The organism is uncultured Dialister sp. (assembly GCF_900538805.1).
Taxonomy (GTDB): domain Bacteria; phylum Bacillota; class Negativicutes; order Veillonellales; family Dialisteraceae; genus Dialister.
The window spans coordinates 1-11,699 of sequence record NZ_UPZP01000077.1; the positions used below are offsets into that span (position 1 = coordinate 1).

Sequence of the window (11,699 nt, forward strand, 5' to 3'; positions counted from 1 at the left end):
TTACGCGCCGCGGTTAGGATAGGCCCTTTGGGCCGCATAAGAAGAACCACCAGCTATGCTGGTGGGTTTCTTTTTTTTATGGAGACAGGGAGGGGCGGTGCTTTCCTGTATTCCCGAAGGGGCCTGCCGCTGCGCGGCAGAGGGGCTTATGGCATCCATCGGGCCTTCCGGTCCTTTGTGCCAAGGGCTGTGGCCGCAAGAGTAAAGAGGCGGGGAGCCAATCCCCAATCCCAGTCTCCAGTCTCCAGCCCCCCCAGTCTCCAATCCTGACTTTTTATTGAGAATGATAATATGCGGTAGTCATTGAGAATAGGAATAAAAGGTGATAAAATAGACAGGAAAATAGGTATGAGAATTGAGGATTTTTTATGAATAGAGACAAGCAGAACTATAAATGGCATATCAAAATCCATAGGGAAAGGGAGGAGATTCCTTCTTTTTTCGCTTCCCATGGCATTCCAAGGGAGCTCTCGCGGATTCTTCTGCACCGGGGCATTGACAGTGAAGAGAAGCTGTCCCATTTCCTTTATGATAATCTGGAGAATCTGTCGGATCCTTTTCTTATGAAAGGCATGAAGGAGGCGGTGGATCGCATTCTGCAGGCCATAGATAATCATGAAAAAATCGTGGTCTATGGGGACTATGATGTGGATGGAATCACCTCTACTTCCATTATGATGCGCTGCCTTTCTTCTCTTGGGGCTGATAAGGGGTACTACATTCCCCAGAGGGAAAAGGAAGGGTACGGATTGAACCGGGAGGCAGTGCAGCATCTGGCGGATGAAGGATACAGCCTTTTGATTACGGTGGACTGCGGCATCAGTTCCGCCGCCCTTATCAGCGAAGCGCCGAAGGGGCTGGATATTATCGTCACCGACCATCATACGCCACCGGAGGTGCTTCCTTCCTGCGTGGCGGTTTTAAATCCCCATCAAAAAGACTGCCCCTATCCCTATAAGGAGCTGGCAGGATGCGGCGTGGCTTATACTCTCTGCCGGGGGCTGTATCTGAAGCGGTTTGGCAGGGATTATGACGATACGGTGGAACTGGCGGCTCTTGGTACCATTGCCGATGTGGTGTCCCTTACCGGAGAAAACCGGATTCTTGTGAAGGAGGGAATGAAGCGGTTCATCCATACGCCCATCAAGGGGCTGGCGGCGCTTCTCAAGGCTTCCGGCATTGTCCACGATGATACCACTTCTATCAAGCGGGCGGACCAGGTGTCTTTCGGACTGGCGCCGAGGCTTAATGCGGCAGGCCGCATTGCCCATGCCTCCGAGGGGGTTCGGCTCATGACCACGGAGTCTTCGGAAGAAGCGGAAAGGCTGGCGCAGAAGCTTTGTGAAATCAACACCACCAGACAGCAGATTGAGCGGGACATTTTCGAGCAGGCAAAGAGCCGCATGGCGGAGCTTGGCATAGAAAAGGACATGGCCCTGGTGGTGGATGGAAAGGACTGGCATCCCGGTGTTATTGGCATCGTGGCGTCCCGTATTCTGGAGTCCTGCCATCGGCCGGTATTTGTGCTTACCGTAAGGGATGGCGTAGGGAAGGGGTCCTGCCGGAGCATTCCTGCTTTTAATATTTACGAAGCCCTTTCCGCCCAGTCGGACATTCTGCTTCAGTTTGGCGGCCATAAAATGGCAGCGGGTTTTTCCATTGCCGAGGAGAAGATACCGGAGTTCCGGCGGCGCATGAATGAGTACGCTGCGTCGGTTTTGACAGAGGAGGACTGCATTCCGGTGCTGGATGTGGAGGAGGAACTCACTATGGAAGATGTGGGCCTCGATTTCATCCATTCCCTTGACCTTCTGGAACCCTGCGGCGCTGACAATCCGAAGCCCCTCTTTGCTATGAACCATGCCTTTGTGGAAACAGCCCGGCACATGGGCGCTGACGGACGGCATTTCAAATGCCAGCTCTCCGGAAAAGAGGGCCTGGTGGATGCCATTTTCTGGGGCGTCGGGGAGGAGAGTCCCTGCCAGGCAGGGGATGTGGTGGACCTGGTTTTCGAACCGGAGGTGCATGAATGGTACGGCGAGCATGTGCAGCTCATCGGCAAGGACATCCGGCAGGAAGAGGTCTGTCTCCTCACCCGGGATTACCTGGCCGATGTATACCGGAAGCTCATGGTGATTCTCCGCAGCATGGCCAAGCCGGTGAGGGAGGTTCATTACCTGATGAGAAAGAAATATGGCTTTGAACCGGTGAAGATGGGCATGGCTCTGGCGGTGTTCGAGGAGCTGGAAATCCTGTCCCGGTTCAGTCGGAACGGCGAGGATTTCTACCAGAAGCGGATGGTGAGCCGCAAACTTGATCTTTTAACTTCTTCTATTTATAGAAAACACATGACCCGGGGAGGTGGACGAAATGAATGAAATCACGGATAAAAAGGAAAATATACAGGAAGAGGAACCGGCCCTTCCGAAAACCACCAATCTGGCCGGCGTATTTAACCAGAACCTGAATGAGGAAACTATCCATACCGATGCATCCGCTTCCACGCTGGCTGAATTCCTGATCCACCAGGAAGAGTATGTGGAAAGGCAGAAGCAGAAGAAGGACTGGGGCGGCGAGAAGGAAGAAGAATACAAGCGCCTCATGGATAAGGTGAAGACCTATATCAAGGATGAAAAGAGTCTGGAGGCTATCCAGGAGGCCTATGAGCTGGCCAGCAAGGCCCATGCGGCCCAGGTCCGGGCCACCGGTGAGCCCTATATTATCCATCCCCTGGCGGTGGCCTACATTCTGGCGGAGCTGGAAATGGATCCCCAGGGCATTATGGCCGCCCTCCTCCACGATGTGGTGGAGGATACGGAATATACGCTGGAAGATATTAAGATGATGTTTGGCGAAGAGGTGGCTTTCCTGGTGGACGGGGTGACAAAACTCTCCCAGTTCCACTACAAGGACAAGGAAGATCAGCAGCTGGAAAATTTCCGTAAAATGTTCCTGGCCATGGCCAAGGATATCCGGGTGGTTGTCATCAAGCTGGCGGACCGCCTCCACAATATGCGTACCCTTGGTGTATTCCGCAGGGAAAAGCAGCAGCGCATTGCCAAGGAAACCATTGAAATCTATGCGCCCCTGGCTCACCGTTTGGGGATTTACAACATTAAGTGGGAACTGGAGGATCTCTGTTTCCATTACCTGCACCCGGAGGAATACTATGACCTGGTGCGGCAGATGAAGCAGAAAAGGAAGGCCCGGGAGGAAATCGTCAATGATACCATGCGGGTGCTCCACGACCACATCGAAGAAGCAGGCATTAAAGCTACTATCACCGGCAGGCCTAAGCATTTCTACAGCATTTACAAAAAAATGAAAAGGGATAATAAAGATTTGTCCCAGATTTACGACCTCTATGCGGTGCGTGTCATTGTGGATACCATTCCCCAGTGCTATGCGGTGCTGGGCATTGCCCACTCCCTGTGGAAGCCGCTGCCCAACCGTTTCAAGGATTACATTGCTGTGCCGAAACCCAATATGTACCAGTCCCTCCATACCACCGTCATCGGTACGAAGGGGCAGCCGGTAGAAATCCAGATCCGCACCTGGGAAATGCACCACATTTCCGAATACGGCGTGGCGGCCCACTGGCGGTACAAGGAAGGAAAGCAGGCGGGTTCCAAGGATTTCGACGCGAAAATCAGCTGGCTCCGCCGTATTCTGGAATGGCAGGATACAAGCAATCCCAAGGAATTTATGAACGCATTGAAGCTGGATGTATTCTCCGATGAAGTCTTTGTCTTCACACCAAAGGGGGATGTCATCAACCTGCCGAAGGGTTCCATTCCTATTGACTTTGCCTACCGTATCCATACGGAGGTAGGCAATCGCTGTGTGGGAGCCAAGGTAAATAATAAAATCGTTCCTCTGGATACGAAGCTGAAAAACGGTGATATCGTTTCCATTATTACTTCCAAAACAGGAAAGCCCAGCTACGACTGGATTAATATGGTGGGCGCCGCCGACTCCAAGGCGAAAATCAGAAGCTGGTTCAAGAAAGAGAACCGCAGCGAAAATATTTCCAGAGGTCAGGAGGCCCTGATCGAGGAAGCGGACCGGCTGGGCTATGAGTGGAAGAAGCTCATTGCTAAAGACCGCCTTGCCCAGGTGGCCAGGACCTTCAACAATATGAGCACCGAAGACATGCTGGCGTCCGTAGGATTTGGCGGCGTGGCGGTGAAGAGCGTCATCCTGAAGCTCACGGAGCTTTACAAGCGGGAGCTGAATGAGGAGAAGCCCGTGGCCCAGAAGACCGCCAAAGCCTTGGAAAATCTGAAAATGCGGAACGTGAAGACCCGCTCCAACAGCGGCGTGCTGGTGAAGGGGGAAGAAGGACTGGTGGTGCACCTGTCCAAGTGCTGCAACCCCGTGCCCGGCGATGATATCGTCGGATTTGTCACCCGCGGCCGCGGCGTGTCGGTGCATCGGGCGGACTGTCCCAATGCCATCAATTTCCCTGACAAGGACCGTATGATTGACGTATCCTGGGAAGAGCAGACAAGCAGCATGTTCCTGGTGACCATCGAGGTTATCAGCTATGACAGGACCGGCCTCATGGCGGATATCCTGGCGGCGCTGACGGAAATGAAACTTTCCGTTTCCAAGGCCAATGTAAAAGTAGAAAACAACGGCATGGCAGTCATGCATCTGGGCATCCAGATCAAGGACCTGCAGCAGCTGGATTATATTATGACGAAAATCAGAAGAATCAAGGGCGTCCATTCAGTGAGACGCATGCATTCCGTTCAGGGAGAATAAGTATGAGAGCAGTTGTACAGCGCTGTAACTGGTGCAGAGTGGATTCGGAGGGGAAAGAAGTTTCCTCCATCGGGAAGGGCCTTTCCGTCCTTCTTGGCGTGAAAAAGGGAGATACCGAAAGGGACGCAGACTATATCGCCGATAAAATCCTGCACCTTCGCATTTTTGAAGACGAAGCGGGAAAATTGAACCTGTCCCTTCTGGATATCAAAGGGGAACTTTCCATCGTTTCCCAGTTTACCCTCTACGGCGATGCCCGCCATGGCAGGCGGCCCAGCTTTACCGAGGCCGAAGCGCCGGACAGGGCGGATGCACTCTACCGCAAAGTGGTGGAAAAGTGCGAAAGCGAAGGCCTCACCGTGGGCACCGGCGTTTTCCGCACCTATATGAAGGTGGCTTTGGAAAATGACGGGCCCGTCACCATTCTTCTTGACAGTGAAAAGAATTTTTGAAACCGGGGTTATATGATGAAGATTATGTACATGGTCCTTGGACCTTTTATGACAAATACATATATCCTGTACAATGAGGAAACCATGGAAGGTCTGGTGGTGGATCCTTCTTTTTCACCGGAGCAATATATCAAGGCCATTGAAGAAAAGAAAATCCACCTTACCTCCATTTTCCTTACCCACGCCCATGTGGACCATATGGCCGGTATGAACGAGCTTAGGAAAGCCTTTCCGGAGGCCAGGATGTACATGGATAAAAGGGACAGACCCTTCCTTCGGGACCCGGAGAGGAACCTTTCCTACATGTTTCCTACGCCCACCCTGGTGGACGACGCCGATGTGTGGGTGAAGGACGGCGATGAAATCGAAACCTCGGGTTATACATTCCAGGTCATCGACACGTCCGGCCATACACCCGGCGGGATTTCCTTCTATCTGAAGAAGGAAGGCATCGTATTTACGGGAGACTCCCTTTTTCAGGGCTCCATCGGCCGCACCGATTTCCCCGGCGGCAGTATGAAAGAACTCACCGGCAGTATCAGGAAGAACCTTTTTGCCCTGCCGGACAGCACGGTGGTCCTTTCCGGACACGGTGAACAGACCACCATCGGACAGGAAAAGAGGACAAATCCCTTCCTCACCGGAGGCATCCTATGAAATGGGGCGTTGAATTCTGGCTGCGGGTGGCCATTGCGGCAGGTTTTACGGCCATCATTATTGCGGCGCCGTCGGTGCTCTTTCCCTTCGTTGTGTCTCTTATTATCACCACCCTTTTGAACCCCGTGGCCCATGCGGTGTATGGACAGGCACAGAAAATGGGATGGAAGAAGTTTCCCTACGACTTTGCCATCCTTTTTTCCTTTGCCCTTTTCATTGCGGTGATTTACCTCATCGGCGTCCACATTTTTGTACCTTTCATTTCTGAATTCCAGGAATTCATCAAAAGCGTACCGGGCATGCTGGCCGCAGTGCAGCAGGCCATTCCGGAGCTGGAAAAGCAGTACCAGCTTTCCCTCATGCCGCCGGAAGCGAAATCCCTTCTGGCCCGCATCCTGCAGGACATCGGAGAATATACCCTGCGTATTGCTTCCTTCAGCCTGTCTGCCATTTTCAGCTTTGCCAGCACGGTGGTGGAACTCATCGTGGTTCCCTTCATCACCTTCTACATGATGAAAAGGGGCGGCTATTTCGTAAACGCATTCATCCATATTTTCCCGGACCGTTTCCATAACCATCTGGAAGAACTCTTTAAGGAAATCCATTTCGTCCTGAATGCCTACATCCGGGGCCAGCTTCTTCTTTCCACCCTTATGGCAGTGGTGGTATTCATAGGCATGTGGTCCCTCCATATTCCTTATCCCCTGGTCATCGGCCTTTTAGCGGGCATTGTGGAAATGATTCCGTTAATCGGGCCGATTATCGGCGCCATCCCGCCGGTACTCCTGGGTCTTCTCCAGGGGACGGCCGTCATGCTGCAGGTCATCGTATTCTATGTCATCGTGCAGCAGGTGGACGGCCACTTCGTCATGCCAAAGCTCATGGGGAGTATTATTAACGTGCACCCCGTGGCTATCATTGCCGGCGTCCTCATCGGCGGCAAAATTTTCGGCGTTCTGGGCATGATGATTGCAGTCCCCCTGGTGGCGGTGCTGCAGATTCTTTTGAAGCACATGTGGTTTTATGACAGATATAAAAAAGTAAGATAATGGAGGGATTATGCGTAACATGAAGAAATCAACCATTATGAACACCCTGAAAAAGAAAATCAGGGAGCATAAATACAAATTCACCACCCAGCGCCAGATCATCCTGCAGGCCTTCCTGGACAGCAAGGAAAACCATATGAGCGCCGAAGACGTGTATGAAATGGTGCGGGATGAAAACCCCGATATCGGTCTGGCCACAGTGTACCGTTCCCTGGAACTCTTCACCCATCTGGAACTCTTGAAAAAACTGGACTTCGGCGACGGCAGGAGCCGCTATGAATTAAACGACCATAACCTGTCCCACTCCCACCATCATCTCATCTGCCTTGGCTGCGGCAAGGTGACGGAATTCTCCTACGACTTCCTTAATGAGGTCAAGGAAAAAATCAAAAAAGAAAACGGTTTTGATATCGTGGACTACCAGCTCAAATTCTACGGCTACTGCAAGGACTGTGCAAAGAAGAACCAGAATCTGTGAGGAAGCGCCCTTACGGGCGTAAGGGTTCTTAGGTTTAACGGGGCTTTCGCCCCCCGAGGGTTCTCAGGTTTGACATGGCCTGCGGCCATGAGGGTTGTGGTGGGCGGCTCCGCCGCCAATATAAAAAACTTTAAAATGGGGCTTCACCCGTGGGAGAACAGGCAAATCGCCCTGCGGGCGAGAAAAGCGCCCCCTTTGGTGGCTGGCGCCACCACCTTTCCCCCTCTTCGAGGGGGCACTATGGGTGCTCAGCACTGTGCCACATCATACCATGGGTAAGCGTAGAGCGGTTTATTCTCCCCCCTGAATAGGGCGGGAGTCCCGCGAAGCGGGATAGGGGGTGGCGAACGCAGTGAGCCAATCAGCAGAATGTTTATCATGCCATATGATACAGGAAGTCAATCCCGTAACGTCAGGCTCCTTCCTGAGGAAGGAGGCTTAAAACTGCGGCGAAGCCGCCACCTTCCCCTTGAGCGCCAGCGAACACAACCATTCTTCTCAACCTGCCGCCGTGAGGCGGGCCCAACCTGCGCCGTCAGGCGCGGCCCTTTTTCAAAAACTGCCGCGAAGCGGCGATACCTTCCCCTTTGAACCTTATGAACCCTTTGAACCCTTGGGCCCAAAGGCCCGTTTAATTTCAATTTGCCAACAACCCCTGTAAGATGGTACAATTTAGTTTGTTAATGTAACCGGAAAGAGGAAAGACCTTTCCGGAAGAATGCCTTTGCAGGAAAGTCTGCAAAAATAAAGAGGTGTCATTATGCAGGCATTAAAAGGAACCCATGATATTCTGCCTGAAGAAGTGTACAAGTGGGATTATATGGAAGGAGTCATCCGGGATGTATGCGCCCGGTATGGATACAAGGAAATCAGGACTCCTATAATTGAAGCCACCGAGCTTTTCCAGCGCGGTATCGGCGATACCACCGACGTGGTAACGAAGGAAATGTATACATTTACTGACAGGGGGAACCGCTCCGTCACGCTCCGTCCGGAAAATACGGCCTCCGCTGTCCGTGCTTATCTGGAACACAAAATGTACGGCGACCAGCAGGTACATAAGATGTTCTACATCGGATCCATGTTCCGTTATGACCGTCCCCAGGCCGGAAGGTACCGGGAATTCCATCAGTTTGGTTTGGAAGTGCTGGGCGCTTCTTCTCCTCTGGCTGATGCGGAGGTCATTGCCATGGCCTGTGAAATTTTCCACAGACTGGGACTGAAGGACCTGGATCTCCACCTGAATTCCATCGGCGATAAGAACTGCCGTCCTGCTTACCGGCAGAAGCTGATTGAATTCTTTGAAGGAAAGAAGGACCAGCTCTGCGATGACTGCAGGGAAAGGCTCTATAAGAATCCTCTCCGTATCCTGGACTGCAAGGAAGAGGGATGCAAAAAGGCTTCCATCGGCGCTCCGGAAATTACGGACTATCTCTGTGATGACTGCCACAAGAAATTTGAAGCTGTGAAGCATTACTTGGATGCACTTGGCATTTCCTACACCGTAGATCCCCGTCTGGTGCGCGGCCTTGATTACTACACCAATACGGCCTTTGAAATCCAGTATCCGCCCCTTGGCGCCCAGAGCGCCGTATGCGGCGGCGGCCGGTATGACGGACTGGTAGAAGAAATCGGCGGTCCCTCCACACCGGGCATTGGCTTTGCCATCGGTTTGGAAAGACTTCTCCTGGCTCTGGAAATGCAGAACCTCATTCCTGCGCCGAAAGCGCAGAAGCGGGTGTACATTGCAGCCCTTGGAGAAGACGCTGTGGCTGAAGGTTTTAAAATCCAGGAAGAACTCCGGGGCCTGGGTGTTTTGACGGACATGGACCTGCAGGGAAGAAGCCTCAAGGGGCAGATGAAGCAGGCCGGTAAACTGGATTCCCAGTTCACCGTCATCATCGGCAGCAATGAACTGGAAAAGGGCGCAGCCGCTGTGAAGAACATGGCTGACGGAACCCAGAAGGACATTCCCTTTGCAGAAGTGGCCGGTTATATTTCAAAGGAAGAACATCACTCATAAGAGTTGATTCTTTTATAAATACATTATTTTAAAGAGGTGCTCTAATATGGAAACAATGGCAGGGATGAGAAGATCCTGCGGATGCGGTAAGGTAACGGAAAACGACGTTGGTAAGGAACTGACACTGGCAGGGTGGGTGAATACCCGCCGCGACCACGGCGGCCTGATTTTCATCGACCTCCGCGACAGAAGCGGTATTGTACAGCTGGTATTAAGCCCCCAGTACGGTGAAGAAGCTTTCCACAAGGCTGAAGGCGTAAGAAGCGAATATGTGCTGGCCGTAAAAGGCAAGGTCCGTGAAAGAAGCGCTGACACCGTAAACCCGAAGATGAAGACCGGCAAGGTGGAAGTGGTGGTTTCCGAACTCCGCGTCCTGAACAAGGCAAAGACTCCGCCATTCTATGTGGAAGACGGCATTGACGTAGATGAAAATGTTCGCCTGAAATATCGTTATATCGACCTGAGACGTCCGGAAATGCAGAATCATCTCATCATGAGACATAAGATTGTCCATGAAATGAGAACATTCCTGGATGAACACGATTTCCTTGAAATCGAAACCCCCATGCTCACCAAGAGCACCCCGGAAGGCGCCAGAGACTACCTGGTACCGAGCCGTGTAAACCCGGGCAAATTCTACGCTCTTCCCCAGTCCCCGCAGCTTTTCAAACAGCTCCTCATGGTTTCCGGTCTGGAAAGATACTTCCAGGTAGCCCGCTGCTTCCGCGATGAAGACCTCCGTGCCGACCGCCAGCCTGAATTCACCCAGCTGGATATGGAACTGTCCTTTGAAGACCAGGATTTCATTCTTGACCTCATGGAACACATGATGCAGAGGGTCTTCAAGAAGGTTCTGAACAGAGATATTGAAATCCCATTCAAGAGAATCAAATGGGACGATGCCATGAACCTCTACGGCTCCGATAAACCGGATCTCCGTTTCGACATGCACTTCTATAATATTTCTGACCTTCTCCGTGACACGGGCTTTAAGGTATTCCGTTCCGTTCTTGACAACGGCGGCGTAGTGAAAGCCATCAACGTCAAAGGCGACGCAGCTATTCCGCGCCGTGAACTGGACGGCCTCGTCGACTACGTAGGCCACTACGGCGCCAAAGGCCTTGCCTGGATCGGTTTCAATGAAGACGGCAGCCTGAAATGCCAGATTACCAAATTCCTGGGCGAAGACAAAATCCGTGAAATCGGCAAAGCCTGCGAAGCTGAAAAGGGCGATCTCGTCCTCATCATCGCCGACAAGCCGAAGGTGGTGGCTCAGGCTCTGGGCGAACTGCGCCTTGAAATGGCCCGCCGCATGAACCTCATCGACCCCAATGAATTCTGCTTCCGCTGGGTTACCGATTTCCCCATGTTCGAATACAGCGAGGAAGAACACCGCTATGTGGCTGAACACCATCCATTCACCGCTCCGCGGGATGAAGATGTGCAGTACCTCCTGACCGACCCCTCCAAGGTTTATGCCAAGGCCTATGATATGGTTCTGAACGGCGTAGAAGCCGGCGGCGGCTCCCTCCGTATCTACCAGGAAGACCTGCAGGAAAAGGTATTCAAAGCCATCGGCATTTCCCAGGAAGAAGCAGAGCAGAAATTCGGCTTCCTGCTGGATGCATTCAAGTACGGTGCTCCGCCCCATGCCGGCATTGCCCTGGGCCTTGACCGCCTCGTCATGCTCATGCTCCACCTGGACTCCATCCGCGATGTCATCGCCTTCCCGAAGACCCAGAGCGCCATCGACCCGCTCACCCAGGCTCCGTCCACGGTGGCAGACAAGCAGCTCAAGGAACTTCATATCAAAGTAGATATCAAAAAGGAAAAAGATCTCTTTGAAAAGGCATAAATCTTTGTCATAGTCTTGTAAAATGATGGGATTTTTGCTACACTATCTGTAAAGAAACCCTGCTGTGCACGTCGTGCCTTCTTATTTTGAACCAACACCTTTATAACGGGAGTTCAGCGCTGATGAGGTGAGTCAATGCCCCGTATGGGGACTGTTCAAGAAACCTTGTCTCAAGAACACCCACCTGCAATTATGCAGACTCAAAATACGGCAATAAACGACATGGTGGGGCTGTAAACAATCAAGCCGTCAAGTTTTTCTTGGCGGCTTTTTTGATGGGATTTGAGGGGCATGATTTCGGTGTGGGGGTTCAGAGGGGAAAAGGTTCTTAAGATTGACAGCGCCTGCGGCGCTGAGGGTTCTCAGGTTTGACGGCCCCATGGAGCCGAGGGTTGTGGTGGGCGCCCGTATGGACACG

Annotated in this window: 8 protein-coding genes and 1 other RNA gene; all 9 read left to right on the forward strand. The window is 52.4% G+C overall.

What is annotated here, in order from left to right; all coding sequences use genetic code 11:
• Nucleotides 1–368: 368 nt before the first annotated feature.
• The 9 genes from recJ (at nt 369) to ssrS (ending at nt 11,517) form a co-directional block, all read left to right on the forward strand.
• Nucleotides 369–2,378 carry a single-stranded-DNA-specific exonuclease RecJ gene (recJ, locus tag QZQ29_RS07195; RefSeq protein ID WP_296961792.1) on the forward strand — a complete coding sequence of 670 codons (2,010 nt, stop codon included), beginning with the start codon at nt 369–371 and terminating at the stop codon, nt 2,376–2,378.
• A gap of 223 nt (nt 2,379–2,601) precedes the next feature.
• Nucleotides 2,602–4,767 (forward strand): bifunctional (p)ppGpp synthetase/guanosine-3',5'-bis(diphosphate) 3'-pyrophosphohydrolase, encoded by a 2,166-nt coding sequence (locus tag QZQ29_RS07200; RefSeq protein ID WP_296961810.1) that lies wholly within the window; start codon nt 2,602–2,604, stop codon nt 4,765–4,767.
• A gap of 2 nt (nt 4,768–4,769) precedes the next feature.
• A complete protein-coding gene (gene dtd, locus QZQ29_RS07205; protein ID WP_296961794.1) occupies nt 4,770–5,219 on the forward strand; it encodes a D-aminoacyl-tRNA deacylase in 450 nt (149 codons plus the stop codon).
• A gap of 12 nt (nt 5,220–5,231) precedes the next feature.
• Nucleotides 5,232–5,876, forward strand: a complete 645-nt coding sequence (locus tag QZQ29_RS07210; protein ID WP_296961796.1) for an MBL fold metallo-hydrolase — start codon at nt 5,232–5,234, stop codon at nt 5,874–5,876.
• Nucleotides 5,873–6,925 carry an AI-2E family transporter gene (locus tag QZQ29_RS07215; protein ID WP_296961798.1) on the forward strand — a complete coding sequence of 351 codons (1,053 nt, stop codon included), beginning with the start codon at nt 5,873–5,875 and terminating at the stop codon, nt 6,923–6,925. The genes QZQ29_RS07210 and QZQ29_RS07215 overlap by 4 nt, the downstream gene beginning before the upstream one ends.
• Nucleotides 6,926–6,935: 10 nt before the next feature.
• Nucleotides 6,936–7,403, forward strand: a complete 468-nt coding sequence (locus QZQ29_RS07220) for a Fur family transcriptional regulator (RefSeq protein WP_296961801.1) — start codon at nt 6,936–6,938, stop codon at nt 7,401–7,403.
• 760 nt (nt 7,404–8,163) lie between these two features.
• Nucleotides 8,164–9,426: a histidine--tRNA ligase gene (gene hisS, locus QZQ29_RS07225; protein ID WP_296961804.1), complete on the forward strand. Its 1,263-nt coding sequence runs from the start codon at nt 8,164–8,166 to the stop codon at nt 9,424–9,426.
• Nucleotides 9,427–9,472: 46 nt separating this feature from the next.
• Nucleotides 9,473–11,281, forward strand: a complete 1,809-nt coding sequence (aspS, locus tag QZQ29_RS07230) for an aspartate--tRNA ligase (RefSeq protein ID WP_296961807.1) — start codon at nt 9,473–9,475, stop codon at nt 11,279–11,281.
• Between the two features lie 53 nt (nt 11,282–11,334).
• Nucleotides 11,335–11,517, forward strand: a non-coding RNA gene (gene ssrS, locus QZQ29_RS07235) — 6S RNA.
• Nucleotides 11,518–11,699 lie beyond the last annotated feature (182 nt).